This window comes from Clostridium sardiniense, assembly GCF_016907995.1.
Taxonomy (GTDB): Bacteria; Bacillota; Clostridia; order Clostridiales; family Clostridiaceae; genus Clostridium; species Clostridium sardiniense.
In genome coordinates this window covers 26643-49792 of sequence record NZ_JAFBDA010000020.1, presented here as the reverse complement: position 1 = coordinate 49792, position 23150 = coordinate 26643, and the positions used below count along the sequence as shown (strand labels likewise).

Below are 23150 nucleotides of genomic sequence, written 5' to 3'. Positions count from 1 at the left end.
TAATGAAGTTAGGAATCGTAGGTTTACCAAACGTAGGTAAGAGTACTTTATTTAATGCAATAACAAAGGCAGGAGCGGAATCAGCAAACTACCCATTCTGTACTATAGAACCAAATGTTGGAGTAGTTAGTGTGCCAGATAAAAGATTAGATGTATTAGAAAAAATGTATAATACTAAGAAAAAAGTATATACTTCAATAGAATTTTATGATATAGCTGGATTAGTTAAAGGAGCTTCAAAAGGAGAAGGTTTAGGAAATAAATTCTTATCACATATAAGAGAAGTTTCATCAATAGTTCATGTTGTAAGATGCTTTGATGATGGAAATGTAGTTCACGTTGAAGGTTCTGTTGATCCTATAAGAGATATAGAAACAATAAATTTAGAACTTATATTCTCAGATTTAGAAGTTTTAGAGAGAAGAATGGAAAAGTCAGTTAAACTTGCAAGATCAGGAGATAAAAATGCAAAAGCTGAATATGAGTTAATGGAAAGAGTTAAAGCACATTTAGAAAATAATTTACCTGTAAGAACTTTAGAAGTAACTGAAGATGAAGAAGCTTTTGTAAAGAGTCTATTCCTTATTACTTCAAAGCCAGTATTATATGCATGTAATGTTTCAGAGGATGATGTTGTAAGTGGAAATCCTCATAACGAATATGTTAAAAAAGTAGAAGAGTATGCTAAGAGCGAAAATTCAGGAATTGTTATAGTAAGTGCTAAGATAGAAGAGGAACTTTCAGGACTTGAAGATGAAGAAAAAGAAGAAATGCTTGGAGAATACGGTTTAACAGAATCAGGGTTAGATCAACTTATAAGAGAAGGATACAAATTATTAGGTCTTATTAGTTACTTAACAGCTGGGGTTCAAGAAGTAAGAGCATGGACTATAAAGCAAGGAACAAAGGCTCCTCAAGCTGCTGGAAAGATTCACTCAGATATAGAAAGAGGATTCATAAGAGCAGAGGTTGTTGGATATAATGATTTAGTAGAATGTGGTTCAGAAGCAGCCGCTAAAGAAAAAGGGCTTTACAGATTAGAAGGTAAAGAATATGTTATGAAAGACGGAGATGTAGTAAACTTTAGATTCAACGTTTAATATATTTAAAAAAGTGGAGAGAAATCTCCACTTTTTTTATTTCAAATTATAATGATTTAACTAAATAAAATTTAAATAACGCTTTAATTTTAAAATTTCTTAATTAAATTATTATAAATATAATAGAAAATTTATGTATAATTAGATTAATATTGGACTTCCGTTAATAATAGCTTTGTAAAGTTTTGGGTGGAATATTAAGTATATGCGAGATGAAATTAAAAAAACGATGCGAAAATTATTATACACATCGTTTGGGTTTGGCGGGAATATGTAGGAATCGAACCTACCAATGGCAGTATTAGCACCATAACACGGTTTTGAAGACCGGTAAGAACACCAGAACTTATCTATTCCCATAACTTAATATATTTTACATAACTATGAAGGAAAAGTCAAATAAAAGTAAAAAAGTCAACAAAAAAAGAAGGGAATTTATAATTATTATAGAATAGTATAAAATAAGTGGTTAAAAGTGGTGAATAGTGGTTGAAAGTAGAGTAAAATAACTGTAAAGTATAATAGGGGAGATTAATTATGTTTATAGGCGAATATCATCATAGTATTGACGGCAAAAACAGAATGATTGTTCCATCAAAACTTAGAGAAGGGTTAAATGGAAAATTCGTAATAACAAAGGGCCTTGATGGTTGTTTATATGCATACCCTATGGAAGAATGGGAAGTTTTAGAGAAAAAAATGAAATCACTACCACTTACGAATAAAGATGCAAGGGCATTTGTTAGATTTTTCTTTTCTGGGGCTTGTGAAGTAGAACTAGACAAGCAAGGAAGAGGACTGATTCCACAGAATTTAAAAGAATATGCTGGAATAGAAAAGGAAATAGTAAGTATAGGAGTATTAAGTAGAGTAGAAATTTGGAGTAGGGAAAAATGGCAAGAATACAATAATTCTGATGTTGACTTTGAATCTATTGCAGAAAAGATGAGCGACTTAGGGATTTGATGAGGAGAAAATGATATGGAATTTAAACACGTTTCAGTACTTTTAAATGAATGTTTAGAAGGTTTAAACATAAAAGCTGATGGTAAATATGTAGATTGTACATTAGGTGGTGCAGGACATTCATCACAAATATTAAAAAGATTATCAACTGATGGTTTATTAATTGGAATAGATCAAGATAAGGATGCTTTAAAGGCAGCAGGAAAAAGATTAGAAGGCTATGAGAATAAAATATTAGTTCATAATAATTTTTATAACATAGGAGAAATTATTGATACATTAGATATTGGAAATGTGGATGGGATATTAATGGATCTTGGAGTTTCATCTTATCAATTAGATGAGGGTGAAAGAGGATTTAGTTATATGCAAGATGCTCCACTTGATATGAGAATGAATAGAGAAAATGATTTCTCAGCTTATGAAGTTATAAATAATTATAGTGAGCAAGAATTATTTAAAGTAATAAAAGATTATGGAGAAGAGAGATTTGCAAAAAGAATTGCAGCTTTTATAGTTGAAAGAAGAGAAGAGAAGCCTATAGAAACTACTTTTGAACTAGTTGACATAATAAAAAGTGCAATACCTGCAAAGCTTAGAAGGGAAGGGCCACACCCTGCTAAGAGAACTTTTCAAGCTATAAGAATTGAAGTTAATGGAGAACTTAGAATATTAAATAAAGCTATTGAAGATGGTGTTAATAGATTGAATAAAGGTGGGAGAATGGCCATTATAACTTTCCACTCTTTAGAGGATAGAATAGTTAAGTTGAAATTTAGAGATTTAGCAAATCCATGTACTTGTCCAAAAGAGTTTCCAATATGTATATGCGGTAAAGAACCATTGGTTAAATTAGTAAGTAGAAAAGCTATAGATCCATCAAAAGAGGAAGTTCTAGAGAATCCAAGAAGTAGAAGTGCTAAACTTAGAGTTATTGAGAGAATATAAATTTTTTATTATTATGTTATAAATATAAGGGGATGTGAATAAAGTGATAGTGAAGGAATATGATTATGTACGAGGAAATACAGCTGTAACTCCACAGAGAAAATATGATGACATAAAGAAGGATAAAAGATACAAAAATCTTGAAGATGATAAAAAGAGAAAAAATAAATTAATTAGGCAAGAAAAAATTAAAAAAAGAAATGCAGCATTACAAATAGCATTAGTTATTTTTGTTCTTGGGGTTATAACTATATGGAGAGATACCAAAGTTTATAACTTACAAACGCAAGTTGGAAGTGTAAATGATGAAATTAAGGTAATTAATTCAAATAATGAAGCTCTAAGAGTAGAATTGTTAAAGCATGCTTCACTAATAAATATTGAATCTAATGCTAAGAATAAACTAAAAATGATTTCCCCAGTAGATGCTAAAAAGGTTGATATTGATTTATCAAAGGATTATCTTTCTGGATTAGGAAACAGAAATGAAGATAAGTAATTTTGAGTTATTAAAGTAATGGATGCACTTAATTAAATAAAGTGCATCCTAAGTGTTTTTAAGCAATTATACGGAGGAGTTAGTGTGAGAAAAAGAAGCTTCATAGATAGGGCATTATCTAGAAAGAGAATGAGATTAATTATTGGATTATTAACAGTAATTTTAGCAGTTTTAGCAGTTAGATTATCTTACATAATGATTGTTAAGAGGCAAGAATATGCAGCTAGGGCTGAAGAACAATGGACAAGTGAAGTTAAAATAGATGCTAGAAGAGGAAGGATATTAGACAGAAATGGTGAAGAACTTGCAGTTTCTGCCAATGTTTATAGAGTCGATTTTGACCTAAACTCTATAAGAGCATATCTTAATGATGGAGCTAAGAAAAATAAAGATGATAAGAGCAATGAAGATATAGCACCTAAAATAGCAGAAGCTGTTGGAATGAAACAGGAAGATGTTCTTAAGAAACTTAATACAAAACTTCCAAGTGGAGCTGATGCAGGCTCAGCTACATTAATTAGAAGAATAGAAAAAGATCAAGCTGATAAAGTTAAATCTTTAGGTATCCGTGGAGTTATAGTATCACCAGATACAAAAAGATATTATCCAAATAAAAATTTTGCAGCCCATCTTTTAGGTAGTACTAATATAGATGGTCAGGGGTTAACAGGTGTAGAACTTCAATATAACGATCAATTATCAGGTATACCAGGAATGAGAATAGCAGAATTAGATAGTAAAAGTAATGATTTACCTTATACTATCTCTAAGTTTGTTCCACCAGTTGAAGGTAAGGATGTAGTTTTAACAATAGATGAACATATTCAATTATTTGCTGAAAAAGCAGCGGAACAAGCACTTAAAGATAATAAGGCTAAGGCTGCATCAGTACTTGTAATGGATCCTAAAACAGGTGAAGTTTTAGCTATGGCAAATAAGCCTGATTTTGATCCAAATGAACCATTTAAAGGTGCAGATGAATTTACAGGAAAAACTGAATATGATAAAGTTCAAAAGATGTGGAGAAATAGATTAGTAAATGATACCTTTGAGCCAGGATCAATATTTAAGGTAATAACATCTATAGCGGCTATGGAAGAGAAAACTGTAAAGGCAACAGATAAGTTCGTATGTAATGGTTCATTAACTTTTGGAAATAGAAAAATAAAATGTTGGAAGACTAGTGGTCATGGAACATTAACTTTCCCAGAGATAATACAAAATTCTTGTAATGTAGGATTTATGGAACTTGGACAAAAGCTTGGAAAAGATAAGTTGTATGAATATATAAATAAATTTGGATTTGGTAAAAAGAGTGGAATAGACTTACCAGGAGAAGCTCCAGGTATAATAAAAAATCCTAAAAACATCTCAGCTACTGACCTTGCAACAATTTCATTTGGACAAACTAATACAGTAAACTCAGTGCAATTTATGGCAGCTTTTAATGCAGTAGCAAACGGAGGAGAATTAATACAGCCTCATGTTATGAAAGAAGTTACTCATAAAGATGATACAGGCGTTAGTGTAATAGATAATAAATTTGAGCCAACAAAGAAGACTGTTGCAGATAAAGAAACAACAGCAGAACTTAGAACTTATTTAGAAAGAGTTGTTACATCAGGTTCAGCGAAGGGAACATTTATTGAAGGATATCATATTGGTGGTAAAACAGGTACTGCACAAAAGGTAAATCCAGAGAATGGTACTTATGAATCAAATAAATATATATCATCCTTTGTAGGAATGGCACCTGTTAGTGATCCAAAGGTAACTGTAATGATTACTATTGATGAACCAAGTAATGGTGCATATTATGCAGGGGTCGTAACAAGTCCTGTTGCAAAAGTTTTATTCACAGATATATTTAATTATTTAGAAAGTGACTTCTCAAAAGAGAATGATTCTGCAATAATTAGAGATACAGTAATTCCTGAGGTTAGAGGAAAAAATATTGAAGAGGCTAAAAAGATTTTAAAAGAAGCAAAATTAGACTATAATATAGAAGGTAGTGGTCATACTGTAACAAGTATAAAACCATATCCAGGCTATTCAGTAAAAGAAGGAACTAAAGTTACATTATATACTGAAGGTAATGATAATAATAAAGAAGCTATTATGATGCCTGATATTAGAGGATATTCTAAAGATGCAGCTGATAAACTTTTAAAGAGCCTTGGAATATCTGCTAAATTTGAAGGTGAAGGCAAAGTAACCGACCAAAGCGTACCAAGTGGAGAATTGATTAATAAAGGAACAAATGTTAAATTAACTTTGAACTCAGATTATAAAGATTAAATTCTTGATTGTTATAGCATGTAGGGAGGTCCTTACATGCTATTTTAAATAGTAAATGTAATTATAAATAAGTAAATTGCATATTATTTTAAAGGAGATGGTTAGATGAGATTATCTAAGCTGTTAGAAGGACTAGATTATAAAGTAATAAATGGAGACTGTAATATTGATATTAATAATATTAATTATGACAGTAGAAAAATAGAAAATGGAGATGCTTTTGTTTGCATAAAGGGATTTGCAAGTGATGGACATAAATTTGTAAATAGTGCTATAGAAAAAGGAGCTAAAGTTATCGTTTGTGAAGATGATATTAATGTATCTAAGGATATAACAGTTATTAAATTTGCAGATACAAGAAAGGCTTTAGCTAAATTAGGTGCAAAATATTATGATAATCCTTGCGAAAAACTTAATATTATAGGAGTAACAGGAACAAATGGTAAGACAACAACTGCCTTTATGATAAAAGATATATTTGAAAGTATTGGTGAAAAGGTTGGACTTATAGGAACTATAGCAAACTACATAGGAAGTGAAAAGTTAGAAACTGAGAGAACAACTCCAGAATCATTAGAGATTCAGGGGCTTTTTAGGAAAATGGTTGATAAGGGTGTTAAATATTGTATTATGGAAGTTTCCTCTCATTCATTAGAATTAGATAGAGTTTACGGAGTAGATTTTAAAGTAGGTATATTTACAAATTTAACAAGAGATCATTTAGATTTTCATAAAACATTTGAAAATTATTACAAGGCAAAATATAAGCTATTCCAAAGAAGTGAAACTAGCATAATAAACATAGATGATAGTTATGGAGTTAGAATAACTGAAGATTTAAAGAAAGAAAATATAACTAATTTTAAAACATATAGTATGAAAGCTTCTAGTAATATAGTTGCTAAGAATGAAATTCTAGAAAGTATGGATATAATTTTTGATGCAGAATTAAATGGCGAAAAAGAAAAAATTGTTCTTCCAATACCAGGTGAATATAATATGTATAATGCATTAGGAGCTATTGGGGCTTGTTATACTTTAGGAATAAGCTTAAAAGACATAAAAGAAGGGTTAAAGGATGTAGTTGTTCCAGGTAGATGTGAAAGAGCAGCTAGAAAATACAACCTTCCATATGAAATAATAATTGATTATGCACATTCACCAGATGGACTTGAGAAGATATTAGAAACAGCTAGAGAGTTTACTAAAGGAAGATTAATATCTGTTTTTGGATGTGGAGGAGATAGAGATAAGGTTAAGAGACCTCAAATGGGTAAGATTGGAACAGATTTATCAGATATTGCAATAATTACTTCTGATAATCCAAGAAGTGAAGATCCAGAAAGTATAATAGAAGATATCTTAAATGGAATTGATAAAGATAATTATATAAAAATTACAAATAGATACGATGGAATTTCAAAAGCCATGGAAATAGCAAAAGATGGAGATGTGATTGTTATAGCTGGAAAGGGACATGAAACATATCAAATACTTAACACTGGAACAATACATTTTGATGAGAGAGAAGTTATAGAAGAAATATTAAAGAAAAACTAGAGGTGTGATTTATGGAACTTACATTTGAAGAATTACTTAAATATTGTAATGGAAAAGTTATAGTTGATAATAATAATAAAAGTTTTAATATATTATCAACAGATACAAGAAATATAAAAGAGGGAAATGTGTTTTTGTCCTTAAAAGGTGAAAACTTTAATGGAAATAAATATATTAAAGAAGCATTTAATAAAGGTGCCACAATTGCAATAGTGGATGAAGTATTATTTGATGAAAATGATATAGAAGGTGTTGTAATTAAAGTCGAAGATGGAAAAAAAGCACTTTTAAATATCGCAAAAGGATATAGAGAGAAACTTGGGTTGAAAGTTGTTGGAATAACAGGTTCTACAGGGAAAACTTCTACTAAAGATTTAGTTAGTGCATTTTTAAGTGGTAAGTATAAGGTGTTTAAAACAAAAGGTAATTTTAATAATGAAATAGGGTTGCCACTTATGGTGTTACAATTAGATAGTAGCATTGATGTTGCTGTTCTTGAAATGGGAATGAGTGATTTTAATGAAATTCATAATCTTGTAGATTGTGCAAGACCAGATATTGCAATAATTACAAATATAGGAGTATCTCATATAGAAAATTTAAAAACAAGAGATAATATCTTAAAAGCTAAAATGGAGATAACAGATTTCTTTAATGAAAATAATATTCTTATTTTAAATGAAGAGGATGATATGCTTCAAAAGGTTCGTGATAAAGAGTATGAAATAGTAAAAATTGGATATAATGAAAATTATAATTATTATGCAAGTAATATTGAATTAACAAAAGAAACAACCTCCTTTGATTTGAATTTTAAAGGAGAAACACATAGAATCATATTACCTATGGTAGGAGCTCATAATGTATTAAATGCTCTACTTGGTATAGCAGCATCATTTAAGCTTGGATTAACAGTGGATGAGATTATAAATGGACTTAAGAATATAGAAGCTACATCAATGAGATTAGAATTTATAGATGGTGATGGAATTGAAATAATAAACGATTGTTATAATGCAAGTCCAGATTCTATGAAAGCAGCTCTTGATGTATTAAGTAGTAGAGAAGGAAGAAAAATAGCTATTTTAGGAACTATGAGAGAGTTAGGTGATAAAGCAGCTAGTTGTCATAGAGAAGTTGCAGAATATGCAAATGATAAGGTTGATATGCTTATATCTTGTGGAGAATTTATAGATGATTTCAAAGAAGGTTTTGAAAAAGAGGAAATAAAATTATATAATACAAAGGTAAGTTTAATAAACGACTTAAATTCAATCATTAAACCTCAGGATGTTATTTTAGTTAAAGCATCAAGAGGAGAAAAATTCGAAGAAATAGTCGAAGCATTAAAAAATATAAAACAATAACGAAGGAGGTGAACTACCAAAGTGTTAAAAACTTTGGTGGTAACGATGGGGGATTTTTTTAGTAGTTTTATTAATCCAGTCACGCTTTTAGCATTAGGATTAGGTTTTCTTATATCAATAATACTTGGACCTATATTTATTCCTATGCTACACAAATTAAAATTTGGGCAAAATATTAGGGAGGAAGGACCAAAGAGTCACTTCAAAAAAGCAGGTACTCCAACAATGGGAGGAGTTATATTTATAATATCAGTTACTATTGTAATGCTTGTAATGAGATACAAAATATCTGATGAAGGAATGATAGTATTATATTCAATGATAGCTTTTGGTTTCATAGGATTCTTAGATGATATGCTTAAGATCATACATAAGAATAATTTAGGATTAAGAGCATGGCAAAAGATGTTATTATTACTTTTATTCTCAGTAGCTATGGCTTACTATGCTTACACAGTACTTGGAACTGAAATTATGATTCCATTCTTAGGAATGCAAATAAATTTAGGTATATTATACATTCCTTTTGTAATAATTTATTATGCAGCAGCAACAAATGCAGTAAATCTTACAGATGGATTAGATGGTTTAGCTTCAACAGTAACTGTTATAGTATTAATATTCTTTAGTGTTGCCGCATTTAATCAAGGTAATTATCAAATATCAGTATTTGCATTAGCGTTAATTGGTGCACTTTTAGGATTCTTAAGATATAATGCCTACCCTGCAAAAATATTTATGGGAGATACAGGTTCACTAGCTTTAGGTGGAGCGGTAGCAAGTATTGCTTTATTATTAAAGAATCCAGTTATTTTGGTAATTGTTGGTGGTATATATGTATTTGAAACTTTATCAGTAATAATACAGGTCATTTCATTTAAAACAACTGGTAAGAGAGTGTTTAAGATGGCACCAGTTCACCATCATTTTGAACAATTAGGATGGTCAGAAGTAAAGGTTGTTACAGTATTTTCAATTATTACTATTATCCTTTGTATTATAGGAGCTATTTCACTTTAGTATTATATAGTGGAGGAATTTTATATGAAGAAAAGAAAACCCAAAGGGAAGAGAATGGGTGAGATTGATTATGGTATATTTTGTACTATAATGTTATTACTTGCTGTAGGGGTTGTAATGGTATATTCAGCAAGTTCATATTATGCTATGTTCCATTATAATGACAGTATGCATTATTTAAAAAGACAAGTAATATGGAGCATTTTAGGAGTAGGAGCTATGATGTTTATGATGGCATTAGATTATCATAAACTTAAGAGATATACTCTTATTGCTCTTATAGTAACAGTACCTTTATTACTTTTAGTTTTTGCTTTCGAAGGAGTAAATGGTGCACAAAGATGGATTCAACTTGGACCATTTTCATTCCAACCATCTGAACTTGCAAAATATGTTGTAGTCTTATATCTCGCAATGTTTCTTGAGAAAAGAGGAGACGGTGTAAGGGACTTTAAAAAAGGAGTAATCCCATGTTTCTTTGTTGCAGGTATATTTGCAGCTTTAGTTTTAGCAGAAAAAAATCTTAGTATAGCCTCAGTAATAATGATAGTTACATTTATAATGGTATTTGCGGCTGGTGCAAGAAATGTTCATATGTTTGGTGTTGTTGCACCAACTTTAGTAGTTGCAGCACTAGGATTTGCTTTAGGGGAGCCTTATAGAAGAGCAAGAATGCTTAACTTCACAAATCCTTGGAAAGATCCAGCTGGTAATGGATATCAATTAATACAATCTTTCTATGCACTTGGTGCTGGAGGAATAACAGGACTTGGACTTGGGCAATCAAGGCAAAAGATGCTTTATATGCCAGAACCACATAATGATTTTATATTTTCTATTATTGGTGAAGAGCTTGGATTGATTGGATGTCTTATAATAATGGGGTTATTTGTTATTTTTGTTTGGAGAGGAATACGAGTTGCCATGAAAGCTAAAGATACTTATGGAAGTCTTTTAGCTATAGGTATAACTTCTGTTATAGCTGTTCAATCAATTATAAATATAGCAGTTGTAACAGGCTCAATGCCAGTTACAGGGGTTCCATTGCCTTTTATAAGTTATGGAGGTACATCTCTTGTAATTAATTTGATAGCTATGGGTATACTTATTAATATTTCTAGACAGACAGAAGGTAAAGAACCAATAAAAAAAGCAAAACAACAATAAAAATGAACTTAGTAGGAGTGTATACCTGCTAAGTTCTTATTTTTATGTGAATATAAACAACAATTAATTCCTTATTAAGAATTTTTTAATGAAAAATCATTGTAACAGTGTTATTATATTAATGGATATAAATAAAATAGTAAGGATAGGTTTAGAAAAACGCATGGGAGCAAATGGAAATAAATATATAAAGAAAGCCAAAAGAAAAAGACTTATAAAAAAAAGTATATTTATAATTATATTACTTTCAATAGCAGGTGGTTTAATAGTAACTAAATCAAATCTCTTTTTAATTAAAAATGTAAAAATTAGTGGAGAAAATCTAGTTACAAAAGATTTAATAGATGAAAAATTACAATCTATTAAAGGAGAAAACATATTTTTTATTAAGAGTAGTGAAGTCGAGAAGGTCTTAAAGTCAGATCCATATGTAAATGGTGTTACCTTAAAAAGACATTTTCCATCAACATTAGAAGTGGATATTAAAGAAAAAAATATAGGTTACTATGTTAAATATGGCGATGAATATGATGTTATAAGTTCAGATTTAGTGCTATTAGAAAAAGTAAATAAACTTAAGGGTGATGGATTGATTGAAATTAAAGGCCTTAAATCAGAGGGACGTAAAATTGGAGAAAAATATGTAGATACTAAAGATGATAAAAGGTTAGAGAACTTTTTAGAAACTCTTTATGAAATAAAAAATTCGAATACAACAAAAAATAAAATAACTATGGTTAATGTAACTAATATTAATGATATAATTGTATATTTTAATAATGATGTTAAAGTTAAAGTTGGAAATGGTAATGATTTGATAAAAAAGATAAATACTGCATTAAATATATTAGAAGATAAAAAACTTAATCTTAAAAAGGGATATATAGATTTAAGTTTTGAGGGTACTCCAGTAATTAAAGAGGAAAAATAGAGGAGGTCATATAAATGAAGAAATCCACTTCACAGATTTCTATTGCAATTGTGTGTGCACTGTTAGGTTTTCTCCTGGCATATCAATTTAAATTATTAAACAAAAATAATGAAAGTAATATAGAAAGTTACAATAAAAGTGATGTTATTGCAGAACTTGATAGTTTAAAGAAAGAAAAAGAAGGGTTACAAAACAAAAATAATTCTTTAAACGAGGAACTTAAGAAATTAGAAGAGGCAGCTTCAAAAGAAGGTAATGTTGGTAAAGAAATAAAAAATCAATTAGATTCAGCTAGAATGCATTTAGGGCTAGTTGATGTAAAGGGGCCTGGAGTAACTATTAAAATAACTCCAAAGACTTCAATATTTGGATCAAGTAACGATGATATTGGAAGAGGTATTACTGAAGAAGAGTTAATACATATAATTAATCTGCTTTGGTATTCAAAGGCAGAAGCTATTTCAATTAATGGATATAGAGTAACTCCTCAGACAGGTATAAAGAATTCAAGCAACTATATATGGATTGGAACAGCTGGAAAAGTTAGTCCGAAAGAACCAATTATTATAAAAGCAATTGGAGATAAAGCAAGATTGAATGTTGGATTGAACTTTCCAGGTTCACTAGATTTCGGGGCACTTCAAAATTATAATTGTGAAGTTGAACAAAGTGATAATCTAGTTATAGATAAAACTACTCAAACAATTAAAAGTGATTACTTAAAGCCGGTTGAGAAAAAGGAGGAAAAGTAATGGTACCTTTTATAGGATTATTGATAGGGGTGATATTTGGATTTGTATTTGATGTTAATATTCCTGATAAACTTTCCCCATATATGTCTGTTGCAATACTTGCTTGTTTAGATTCAGTTTTTGGTGCTATTAGAGCAAATTTATCAAAAAACTTTCAACCAGATATATTTATATCAGGATTTTTTGGAAATGCACTATTAGCAGCAGGATTAGCTTACCTTGGTGATAAACTTGGTATACCAATATATATAGCTGCTGTAATAGTATTTGGAGGACGTATATTCGACAACTTTGCAATAATAAGAAGACTAATTTTAGAAAAGATTAAGTCACGCAAGTAAGAGGTGAATATATGAAAAAAACTAGTGGTGGATTAATAGTATTTTTTGCATCTATTTTTGTAGGTTTATTGATAGCTTTTAATATGAATTTTGGGCAAATTATAGAAAGGTCCACTCAGCTTAGTGCAAAAGAATATCAAGATGCTATTAATGAAAAGAGTGATTTATATAAAGAAATAACGAATCTAAAAAAAAGAAATGATGATATGCAAGAAACAATAAATAAGTATAAATACGATGATAAAAAGCAGGATAAGATTTTAGATAGTATGAAGGCGCAATTAAAAGATTATGGCATGATAACTGGACTTACAGAAGTTCAAGGACCAGGAATTTTACTTAAAATAAATGATGGTAATATAAATTTAAATGAAGATAATGAGTTTGAAACTAAATCTAAGATATTCCATGACAATGATGTGGCATTAGTATTAAATGATTTAAGAAAGGCTGGTGCTGAAGCAATAAGCATTAATAATCATAGGGTAATTCCAAGCTCAGGTGTAATATGTAATTGGGCATTTATTGGTTTCGAAGATGATTCAACAGAATATGCACCATTTTATATTTATGCAATTGGAGATCCAGATGCACTTGAAACAGCATTATTAGAAGAAGGAACTCATATAAGAGAGCTTATGGTTAGACAATTATCAGTTGAAATAGAAAAAAAGGATAATATATTAATGCCAGCGGCTCCAAAATTAGGTTCTACAGAGTATATGAAGGAATATATAGAAAAATAATAAAAAATACGAAAAATTTAGAGGAAAATGCAAACTAATGAAGAATAATAATATTAAGAGTGAAAACTCTTTATTTTTAGGAGGCTTTTATGAGTATAAGTGAAAATATAAAAAATATAGAAAACATTTTACCTAATGGTGTTAAGCTTTTAGCTGTATCGAAAACTAGAAGTTTAGAAGAGATGGAAGAAGCTTATAATTATGGGTTAAGAGATTTTGCAGAAAATAAAGTACAAGAACTTATTCATAAGGAAGAGAGTTTTCATAAAGATGTTAAATGGCACCTAATAGGAAAATTACAGACAAATAAAGTTAAGTATATAGTAGGTAAAGTTCACTTAATTCATTCTCTTTCAAGTATAAAGCTTTTAGATAAAATTGAAGAACTTTATGGAAGAGAAGATCTTACAGCTAATACATTAATTCAAATTAATATAGGTAGAGAAGAAAGTAAAAGTGGAGTTTTACTAGAAGATTTAGATGAAATGATTGAAAAAATAGAAACATGCAAACATGTAAAGGTTAAGGGAATAATGGTTATTATTCCAAAAGGAGATGAAGAAAGTAATAGAAATTACTTTAAAGAAACACATAATATTTTCTTGAATTTAAAAGAAAGAAAGTTTAAGAATATTGATATGGAAATATTATCTATGGGAATGACAAATGACTATAAGATAGCCATAGAAGAAGGATCAAATATGATTCGTGTAGGAACAGGAATCTTTGGTGAAAGAAATTATAATATTTAGGAGGAAGAAGATATGGCAAATATGATATCAAAAATGAAAAATATTTTAGGATTTGGAGATTTTGATGAGGACTTTGAGGATGATGAATTTGAAGAAGGATTTGAAGAAGCAGCAGATGAAAATATGGCAATAGATGAAAGTATAGAGCCTGTTATATCTGGAAAAAGATCAAATAAGGTTGTAAATATTCATACTTCAGCTTCAGCTAAAGTTTTAATAACTAAGCCAACTGCTTATGAAGAAGCAATGGAAATATGTGATGCAGTTAGAAATAGAAGAATTGTTGTTGTAAATACAACTAATCTTGATATAAGAACAGCTCAAAGATTATTAGACTTTATTGGAGGTTCATGTTATGCATTACATGGAGATATTCAAGAAGTGGAAAAGAGAGTATATCTTTTATCACCATCAAATGTAGAAGTAACTAGTGAATTAAAGAGTGAATTAACTTCAAAAGCATTATTTAACTGGTCAAAATAACAGGAGGATATTAGATGGAAGGTATTATAGCTAATTTTATTAGCTCACTTTTTCGTATAATTGAACTTGCTATTATATTAGAATGTATTTTATCATGGGTTATTGTAGATAGAAATAATGGGATTATGGGAATATTGACAAGCTTTACTGAACCTATTTTAAGACCTTTTAGGTTTATTCAAAGTAAATTGCTTGGAAATGTTCCTATAGATGTTTCCCCTATATTTGCAATTATAGTATTGGGTTTGTTGAAACCAATCATAATTAGTTTTGTACTTGGAATACTTTAATATGAATAAAGAAATTATACTTAAAAGATTTTTAGATGAAGAAAAAAATAGTGCAATTAATTTATATGAAAAAATGATGTTATCCTATGAAAGAAATATTCCTATGTTTGGAAAAAGTTTTTATCCTCCAAACATATGGAAGTTTTTTGATGAGGAAATAAAAATAAAAGGTTTAAAAGTAGAAAGTTTTGGTGCTTTTAAAGAATCAGAACGAAGAATGATATCTTTCAATAATATTTATGATACCAAGTTTCCAATTAGGGTTTTAAAAATAAAAAACTCATCTAAATTTACTAAAGTAACTCATAGAAATTATTTGGGAAGTATTTTATCTCTAGGAATAGAGAGAGATAAAATAGGAGATTTAATAGTAAAAGAAGATATATGTTATGTAGCTGTTTATGATGAAATTGCAGATTATATATTAATGAACCTTAAAAGTATTGGGAAAACCCCATGTAAGATCACTGAATTATTTGAAGATATTGAAGAAATAACTCATGAATTTAAAGAGGAGACAATTCTTATTTCCTCCATTAGAATAGATTCAATTGTTGCTAAGCTTACTAATAAATCTAGAGGATTAGCACAAAAAATGATAGATGAAGGATTAGTACTGATAAACTATAATATAAATAGAGAAAAAAGTTTTGAAGTTGAAAAAGACGATAGAATAACTATAAGAAAATATGGTAAGTATATCATAGGGGATTGTACAGGCCGCAGTAAGAGTGGTAAATATAAAATTAATATAAAAAAATATACATAGTAGAGGTGTGAAAATAATGAAATTGACTCCAATGGATATAAACAATAAGGAATTTAAAAGAGGTCTTAGGGGATATAATCCAGATGAAGTAGATGAATTCTTAGATGAAGTCGTAGATAATTATGAGGAATTATATAAGGAAAATGCAAAGTTAAAAGAAAAGTTAGATGTCTTAGGAGAGCAAGTTGGTCACTATGCAAAAATAGAAACAACAATACAGAATACTTTAGTTCTTGCACAAAATGCAGCAGATCAAGCTAAAGAAACTTCTCAAAAAGAAGCAGAACTTATAGTTAAAAATGCTAATGAAACTGCTCAAAGAATTGTAGATAAAGCTCATAGTGATGTAATACAAATAAATGATGAATTTGATAGAGTAAAACAAGAATTTATAAAATTTAGAGCTAAGTTTAGAAACTTCATAAATACACAATTAGAAACATTTGATGATTTAGAAAAAGATATAAATAAAAACTATTCAATTGGAACTCCAGTGGATGAAGAGATAGAAATTAAAGAGATTGCATATACACAAGAGGATATGCAACCTGTAAATGAAGAAGTTTCAACTAACGAATTAGATGAAATTAAAAGTTTCTTTGCAAATAAAGAAGAGTAGTAGTATCAGCATTACAAATGTAATGCTGATTTTTTAATATATACTTTCAGTTGAGTTAATTAAAGCAATATATTATAATTGTTAAGTAATAAATGTTTAGGAGACTTAAAAATGGATGAAATTATATATGTCATAGATAGTGAAAATAAAGGTATAAGAATTGATAAATTTCTTTCAAGTGAATTTGAAGGAAAATCAAGAAGCTTTATTCAAGGATTAATCGAAAATGAAAGCGTATTAGTTAACAATAAAAAGACTAAAAGTAATTATAAACTAAGAGAAAACGATGAAATTAAAATAAACATGCCAGAGCCAACAGAGTTAGAAGTAGAAGCAGAAGATATTCCTATAGAGGTAATATATGAAGATAAGGATATCATAGTTGTAAATAAGCCTAAAGGAATGGTAGTACATCCAGCACCAGGAAATTATACAGGAACTCTTGTTAATGCACTTCTTTATCATTGCACTGATTTATCTAGTATAAATGGTGTTATAAGACCTGGAATAGTACATAGAATTGATAAAGATACTACAGGTATTTTAGTTGTTGCTAAAAATGATGAGTCACATAATAAATTATCTGAGCAACTAAAAGAACATACTATGAAGAGAGAGTATTATGCATTAGTTGAAGGTAGAATAAAACAAGATAATGGAACTGTAGATAAGCCTCTTGCAAGATCAAAGAGAGATAGATTAAAGATAGCTATAACTTCAGATGGTAAGCGTGCTGTAACACATTATGAAGTATTAGAGAGATTTAAAAATTCTAGTTTAATAAAGTGTGTATTAGAAACTGGAAGAACTCATCAAATTAGAGTTCATATGGCTTCTATTGGTTATCCGTTAGTTGGAGATCCAACTTATGGTTTTAAAAAAGGAAAATTTAAAAATGAAGGACAGATGCTGCATGCTAAAACTCTAGGATTTATACATCCTAGCACTGGAGAATATGTTGAATTTACATCAGAACTTCCTGATAATTATAAAAAGTTACTAGAGAATTTAAGAAAAGATAATATATAAATTAAAAAGGAGGATAATAATGAAATTAAAAGCCAATCTTTTAGATGATAAAGCAATAAAAAGAAGTTTAATAAGAATTTCTCATGAAATTATTGAGAAAAATAAGGGTGTTGAAGATATAGTACTTATAGGAATAAAGAGAAGAGGATATCCACTTGCAGAGAGAATATCAAAACAAATTACTGCAATTGAAGGAGTTAATATACCAGTTGGATCAGTAGATATTACTTTATATAGAGATGATTTAACTGAAGACAACGATATGCCAGAGATTAAAAGTTTAGATTTAGGGATAGACATAACAAATAAAAAGATAATATTAGTTGATGATGTTTTATATACATGCAGAACTGTTAGAGCTGCTATAGATGCAATAATAGATGTTGGAAGACCAACAGTTATACAGCTTGCAGTATTAATTGATAGAGGACATAAAGAACTTCCTATAAGAGCGGATTATGTAGGAAAGAATATACCGACATCAAAAGAAGAGGTTGTTGGAGTTAAGATAGAAGAGATCGATGGAGAAGATTCAGTAAAGATATACGAAAATGAAGTTTAGTTTAAACTTAAAGGAGAGAAATAAATGGAATACAAATTAATTGCTACTACTACCTTTGGAATAGAGGGAGTAACTGCAAAAGAATTAAAAGCTTTAGGATATGAAGGTTTAAGTACAGAAAACGGAAAGGTTCACTTTAGTGGAGATGAAATGGATATAGCAATTGCAAATATTCATTTAAGGACAGCAGATAGAGTTTTTATAAATATGGCAGAATTTGAAGCAAGAAGTTTTGAAGAATTATTTCAAGGAACTAAGAATGTTAAATGGAGTGATATAATACCTAAAGATGGTGTTATGCATGTAGTTGGAAAATCAATAAAATCAACTCTTTATAGTGTGCCAGATTGTCAATCAATAGTAAAAAAGGCTATAGTTACTCAAATGAGTGAGGCTTATGGAATAGATCAATTTAGTGAAGATGGACCAGTATACAAAATAGAAGTTGGAATACTAAAAGATAAAGTTACACTTACAATTGATACATCTGGTGCTGGACTTCATAAAAGAGGATATAGAGAAAATTCAGGGGCAGCACCACTTAAAGAGACTTTAGCAGCATCCATGGTTCTTTTATCAAGGTGGAAAGAAGATTACTTATTAATTGATCCATTCTGTGGTTCAGGAACAATACTTATAGAGGCTTGTATGATAATGCAAAATATAGCACCTGGGCTTAATAGAGAATTTGTATCAGAAAAATGGCCAACAATGCCAAATGATATATATGATCAAGTTAGAGAAGGTGCAAGAAGAGCTGTAAAAGATAAAGATTTAAAGCTATTAGGATATGATATAGATCAGAGAGTTTTAAGAACTGCAAAATCTAATGCTAGAAAAGCTGGAGTTGATAAGTATATAGAATTCCAAGAAAGAGATTTTAGAGATTTTTCAAATAAGCATAAATATGGATTTATAATATCAAACCCACCTTATGGAGAAAGATTAAGTGATGCTAGAGAAGTTAGGGAATTATATGGGATATTTGGAGGATACAAAAAGAAGTATTCAGAATGGGAATTTAATATACTTACTTCTTACGAAGATTTTGAAAAAGCATTTAAAATAAAGTCATCAAAGAACAGAAAATTATATAATGGTAAATTAAAATGTTATTATTATCAATATTTTGATAATAAACTTATAAAAAATGCAGGAGATACTGTAGTACAGTGTCTTATGGATTAATAAAAAGCTCGCATATTTTAATGCGAGCTTTTTTTATATTTCTTTTAAATTTAAATTTGTAAACTCCTTTGGTTCTGTATACATGGTATAGTTAGTATGATATATAACCATACCTGGTTTAGCACCATTTGGTTTCTTTAAATTTTTAACTAATGTATAATCAACAGGAACCTTTGAAGATGTTTTTGCTTTACTATAGAAGGCAGCAAGGACAGAGGCTTCTTCTAAAGTTTTATCTGGTACATCATTTGAACATATTATTACGTGAGAGCCAGGAATATCCTTAGTGTGCATCCACATAAAATTCTTATTTGCAAATTTTAAACTTAAATAATCATTTTGTAAATTATTTTTACCAACATATATATCTACTCCATCAGATGATACAAAATGAAGAGGCTTAGATTTACTTTTCTTTTTCTTAGAGGATTTTTTAAATTTTAAATAACCAGTTTCCATTAATTCATTTTTTATTTCTTCAATTTCATCATAAGAATCGGCATTAATAATGTTTGTAAGTACTGAATTTAAATATTTAAGTTCATCATCATTTTTTTTAAGTTGAATATGAGCTTCTTCTTCAGCTTTTTTAAATTTATTATATTTTTTATAATATATTTGAACATTTTCTGAAGGAGTTTTATTTGGATTTAATTTAATTTCTATATTAGGTGAATTCTCATCATAGAAGTTTTGTAAAATAACAGATTTATCTCCTTTTTTGAAACTATATATAAATGAAGTTAATAAATCACCTTTCATTTTAAAATCTTCTTTAGACTTACAATCCTCCAATGTATTATCTAAAATTCTTTTTTTCTTATTACATCTTTCTATATTAGTATGAATAAGTTTTTGAAGATCTTGAGATCTATTATGGAGCCTTTCTTGCTTATCTTTTTTATAGTAGAATTCATCTAACATAACAGATGGATCTGAATAATTAATAGCATTAAAATCATCTTTAAGTGATAAAAAGTTTAATGCATGGAAATCTTTGAAAAATCCGTTATTATCGACATATATATTAAATGATGGATAATTTTTTATATTGTTAAATAAATTTGTAACAAATTTGTATAACCTTTCTGTATCCTTTACGCTATAATTATAGTTAGAAAGATTGAAATATAATTCTTTAGATAAGACTTTACTAACACCAGTAAAACTTTTAAAGAAGAAATCCTCATTTATATCATAAGAACAATTTTCTAATGTATTAATGAACTCTTCTTTAGAAAAATTAAAAGGATTTAATTTGTTGGATTTAGGAGGATAAACATAAGTCACTCCAGGATATAATACTCTGTAAGTATTAATATCAGGAGTTATGTGTTTAATAGATTCCATTACCTTTAAATCTCTTTCACGAACAAGAGTTATATTTGAATGTCTTCCCATTATTTCGATAATTAATAAATATTTACTATCAAATCCAAGCTCATCTCTAGAAGATACATGGATTGTTGTAACTCTATCACCATCTTTTTGAGTGATATTAGTTATTAAACCTCCAAGCAGATATTTTCTAAGAACCATTAAATATAGTGGAGCTTGAAGAGGATTTTCTTTTTGTGTATTAGTTATGTGTAATCTTGAAAATTGTGAAGAGGCTGAAATTAGAAGTTTAATATTAGTTCTATATTTTCTTAATTGAAGTATTATTTCATCCTTTTCAGGTTGGTTTATTTTATCTATTTTAGAATCTATAATTGATTCTTTTAAATTAGTTAATAAACTATTTAAAAATATGCCATCTAGTGCCAAAGGTATCATCCTTTCTTTTGTATAATTTAAAGATAGTATAACACTAAATTAAGGTAATAATCAATTTAATATATAAGTACTTTAGGAGGAGCAATTATGAAATTTACAAAGATGCAGGGAATAGGAAATGATTTTATTTTTATAGAGGATTTAGATAATAAGTTTTTAGATAATGAAACTGAAATTGCGAAAAAACTTTGTAATAGACATTTTGGAATTGGAGCTGACGGATTAATTATTGTAAGAAATTCTATTATAGCTGATATGAAAATGACTATTATAAATAGCGATGGATCAAGAGCAAATATGTGCGGTAATGCAATAAGATGTTTTGGAAGATACATTTATGATAAAGGATATGTTAAAGATATAAAATTTACAGTAGAGACTGGAGACGGAATTAAAGGTATAACTTTAATTTTAGAAAAAGATAAAATAACTGGAGCTAAAGTTTATATGGGGATACCTTCATTTTCTGGAAAAGATATTCCTTTAAGTAATAAAAAAGAGCTGATAAATGAAGTGACAAATATAAATAATAAAGATTATAAGTTAACATCTGTATTAGTTGGGGTGCCTCATACTATTGTAATAAAAGAAGATAAGGAATATGATGTTAGTGAAGGAAAATTTATAGAGAAATTTGAGTGTTTTAATGAAGGGACTAATGTAAATTTTGTTGAAGTTATAAATAGAGATCATATAAAGGTGGAAACATGGGAAAGAGGTGCTGGTGCAACTCTTGCATGTGGTACCGGGACTTGTGCATCAGCAGTTGTCGCCCATAAATTCAATTTAATTAATAAAAAAGTATTAGCAAGTCTTCCAGGTGGAGAATTAATTATAGAAGTTGAAGAAGATGGAGTATATATGACGGGTAATGCTGAATATATTTGCGTAGGGGAAACTTTATAAAATATAATTAAAAGAGGGAATAGAATGAATGTTATTAAAAAAAGACCAATATATATAGTAATTCTTTTAGGTTTTTCATTTATTCTAACTGCATGTGGTCAAAAAAAAGTGCAAAATAATGAGCTTATAAGTAATAACGTAGAAGCAATAAAAGTACAAAACGGGGCAGTGTTATTAGAAGAAAACGGAAAATACAATATTTTAAATTTAATTGATGGTAAATACAGTAATTTAAAAAATAAAGATATTGTAATTGAATACAATAAAGAGAGTGGAACTTATATTTTTATGAGAGACGGCAAGCATTATATCTATTATAAAGGTAAAGAAAAAGAAATTGCTGATTCAAATTATAATTTTATAAAAATATCTCCAGATGGAAACTATGTTTCGTATATGGTTTATAATAATGGATATAATTTAAAAGTGGTATCTTTAAAAGATGATAAGGAAATTAAGATAACTTCAAAAGTAGCTATATCAGGGGAATTTTATGATTTTATAGATAAAGATAATATTGTTTATTATGGAGTGTCTAGTGACAATATAAACGGAGTATTCACATTTAATTTAAAAACAGGTAAGGAAGAACTTTTATATAAACTAGATAGTGGATATGCTGAATTTTTAAAAGGTGGAAATGATGAAGTGATAATACTTCAGCAAACAGCAGATAATAAAAGAGTTTTAAAGAAAATTAGCAAAGAAAACAAAAGAGTGGAAGATATTTCGAATAACTTTGAGGATGTTAAAGATATTATAGATGTATCAGGTACTTATTATGTTTTAGGAAGTGCAATTAATGATGCACCATCAGTGTATAAAATTAATAAAGGAAAAGTTGAAAGATTGGTATATTCTTTTCCAAGTAGTATTGATTTAAAGAAAGGGTTATCTGTTGATCCAAAGGGAAATATATTATTTATAGGCTCTAATAGCAATGAAAATAATCAAGAAGTATTTTCATATAAAGATGGAAGTGTCTCAATTATAAGCAGTAAAGAAGGAAGATATGATTTTATAAAGATTAATTAAAGTTTTGATAATATTATCAAAACTTTTTTTGTTGCAAAAGATTAAA

24 protein-coding genes and 1 tRNA gene are annotated in these 23150 nt (G+C 28.7%); 23 read left to right on the top strand and 2 right to left on the bottom strand.

Annotated elements, in window-relative coordinates:
* Positions 1–2 precede the first annotated feature (2 nt).
* Entirely contained in the window at positions 3–1100 is a 1098-nt protein-coding gene (gene ychF / locus JOC62_RS14430) for a redox-regulated ATPase YchF (protein WP_204595988.1), read from the top strand.
* Positions 1101–1361: 261 nt separating this feature from the next.
* Here ychF and JOC62_RS14425 read toward each other — a convergent pair.
* Positions 1362–1458 (bottom strand) — tRNA-Sec (locus JOC62_RS14425).
* A 179-nt stretch (positions 1459–1637) separates the two neighbouring features.
* On the opposite strand from JOC62_RS14425, the gene mraZ reads away from it, so the two are divergent.
* The 20 genes from mraZ to JOC62_RS14325 all read left to right on the top strand — a co-directional run bounded on the left by mraZ (position 1638) and on the right by JOC62_RS14325 (position 19387).
* Positions 1638–2066, top strand: a complete 429-nt coding sequence (gene mraZ / locus JOC62_RS14420) for a division/cell wall cluster transcriptional repressor MraZ (protein ID WP_204595987.1) — start codon at positions 1638–1640, stop codon at positions 2064–2066.
* 15 nt (positions 2067–2081) lie between these two features.
* Complete coding sequence (gene rsmH / locus JOC62_RS14415; protein WP_204595986.1) at positions 2082–3014, top strand: 16S rRNA (cytosine(1402)-N(4))-methyltransferase RsmH; 933 nt, start codon at positions 2082–2084, stop codon at positions 3012–3014.
* Between the two features lie 43 nt (positions 3015–3057).
* Positions 3058–3513, top strand: a complete 456-nt coding sequence (locus tag JOC62_RS14410) for an FtsB/FtsL family cell division protein (protein ID WP_204595985.1) — start codon at positions 3058–3060, stop codon at positions 3511–3513.
* 84 nt (positions 3514–3597) lie between these two features.
* Positions 3598–5811 (top strand): stage V sporulation protein D, encoded by a 2214-nt coding sequence (locus JOC62_RS14405; RefSeq protein ID WP_204595984.1) that lies wholly within the window; start codon positions 3598–3600, stop codon positions 5809–5811.
* Between the two features lie 105 nt (positions 5812–5916).
* Entirely contained in the window at positions 5917–7371 is a 1455-nt protein-coding gene (locus JOC62_RS14400; RefSeq protein ID WP_204595983.1) for a UDP-N-acetylmuramoyl-L-alanyl-D-glutamate--2,6-diaminopimelate ligase, read from the top strand.
* Positions 7372–7382: 11 nt separating this feature from the next.
* Positions 7383–8738: a UDP-N-acetylmuramoyl-tripeptide--D-alanyl-D-alanine ligase gene (locus tag JOC62_RS14395; protein WP_204595982.1), complete on the top strand. Its 1356-nt coding sequence runs from the start codon at positions 7383–7385 to the stop codon at positions 8736–8738.
* A 45-nt stretch (positions 8739–8783) separates the two neighbouring features.
* Positions 8784–9758, top strand: a complete 975-nt coding sequence (gene mraY / locus JOC62_RS14390) for a phospho-N-acetylmuramoyl-pentapeptide-transferase (RefSeq protein ID WP_204595981.1) — start codon at positions 8784–8786, stop codon at positions 9756–9758.
* Between the two features lie 24 nt (positions 9759–9782).
* Positions 9783–10925 carry a stage V sporulation protein E gene (gene spoVE, locus JOC62_RS14385; protein WP_204595980.1) on the top strand — a complete coding sequence of 381 codons (1143 nt, stop codon included), beginning with the start codon at positions 9783–9785 and terminating at the stop codon, positions 10923–10925.
* An 88-nt stretch (positions 10926–11013) separates the two neighbouring features.
* On the top strand, positions 11014–11856 hold the full coding sequence (locus JOC62_RS14380; RefSeq protein WP_204595979.1) for a cell division protein FtsQ/DivIB: 843 nt from the start codon (positions 11014–11016) through the stop codon (positions 11854–11856).
* 14 nt (positions 11857–11870) lie between these two features.
* Positions 11871–12608, top strand: coding sequence for a DUF881 domain-containing protein (locus JOC62_RS14375; RefSeq protein ID WP_204595978.1), 738 nt, complete (start codon positions 11871–11873; stop codon positions 12606–12608).
* On the top strand, positions 12608–12949 hold the full coding sequence (locus JOC62_RS14370) for a small basic family protein (RefSeq protein ID WP_204595977.1): 342 nt from the start codon (positions 12608–12610) through the stop codon (positions 12947–12949). Before JOC62_RS14375 ends, JOC62_RS14370 begins: the two co-directional genes overlap by 1 nt.
* An 11-nt stretch (positions 12950–12960) precedes the next feature.
* Positions 12961–13695 (top strand): DUF881 domain-containing protein, encoded by a 735-nt coding sequence (locus JOC62_RS14365; protein ID WP_204595976.1) that lies wholly within the window; start codon positions 12961–12963, stop codon positions 13693–13695.
* An 89-nt stretch (positions 13696–13784) separates the two neighbouring features.
* Entirely contained in the window at positions 13785–14447 is a 663-nt protein-coding gene (locus JOC62_RS14360) for a YggS family pyridoxal phosphate-dependent enzyme (protein WP_204595975.1), read from the top strand.
* 12 nt (positions 14448–14459) lie between these two features.
* A complete protein-coding gene (locus JOC62_RS14355) occupies positions 14460–14930 on the top strand; it encodes a cell division protein SepF (protein WP_204595974.1) in 471 nt (156 codons plus the stop codon).
* A 14-nt stretch (positions 14931–14944) separates the two neighbouring features.
* Positions 14945–15220, top strand: coding sequence for a YggT family protein (locus tag JOC62_RS14350; RefSeq protein ID WP_204595973.1), 276 nt, complete (start codon positions 14945–14947; stop codon positions 15218–15220).
* A 1-nt stretch (position 15221) separates the two neighbouring features.
* Positions 15222–15989, top strand: a complete 768-nt coding sequence (locus tag JOC62_RS14345) for a YlmH family RNA-binding protein (RefSeq protein WP_204595972.1) — start codon at positions 15222–15224, stop codon at positions 15987–15989.
* 16 nt (positions 15990–16005) lie between these two features.
* Entirely contained in the window at positions 16006–16608 is a 603-nt protein-coding gene (locus JOC62_RS14340; RefSeq protein WP_204595971.1) for a DivIVA domain-containing protein, read from the top strand.
* 111 nt (positions 16609–16719) lie between these two features.
* Positions 16720–17637, top strand: a complete 918-nt coding sequence (locus JOC62_RS14335; protein WP_204595970.1) for an RluA family pseudouridine synthase — start codon at positions 16720–16722, stop codon at positions 17635–17637.
* A gap of 19 nt (positions 17638–17656) precedes the next feature.
* On the top strand, positions 17657–18199 hold the full coding sequence (gene pyrR, locus JOC62_RS14330) for a bifunctional pyr operon transcriptional regulator/uracil phosphoribosyltransferase PyrR (protein WP_204595969.1): 543 nt from the start codon (positions 17657–17659) through the stop codon (positions 18197–18199).
* 24 nt (positions 18200–18223) lie between these two features.
* The gene (locus tag JOC62_RS14325) at positions 18224–19387 is read left to right on the top strand and encodes a THUMP domain-containing class I SAM-dependent RNA methyltransferase (RefSeq protein WP_204595968.1); all 1164 of its coding nucleotides are present in this window, start codon (positions 18224–18226) and stop codon (positions 19385–19387) included.
* A gap of 33 nt (positions 19388–19420) precedes the next feature.
* Here JOC62_RS14325 and JOC62_RS14320 read toward each other — a convergent pair whose 3' ends face one another.
* Positions 19421–21154, bottom strand: coding sequence for an Rqc2 family fibronectin-binding protein (locus JOC62_RS14320; protein ID WP_204595967.1), 1734 nt, complete (start codon positions 21152–21154; stop codon positions 19421–19423).
* 96 nt (positions 21155–21250) lie between these two features.
* On the opposite strand from JOC62_RS14320, the gene dapF reads away from it, so the two are divergent.
* Complete coding sequence (gene dapF, locus JOC62_RS14315; RefSeq protein ID WP_204595966.1) at positions 21251–22069, top strand: diaminopimelate epimerase; 819 nt, start codon at positions 21251–21253, stop codon at positions 22067–22069.
* Positions 22070–22093: 24 nt separating this feature from the next.
* Positions 22094–23104, top strand: a complete 1011-nt coding sequence (locus JOC62_RS14310; protein WP_204595965.1) for a hypothetical protein — start codon at positions 22094–22096, stop codon at positions 23102–23104.
* The last annotated feature ends 46 nt before the right edge of the window (positions 23105–23150 follow it).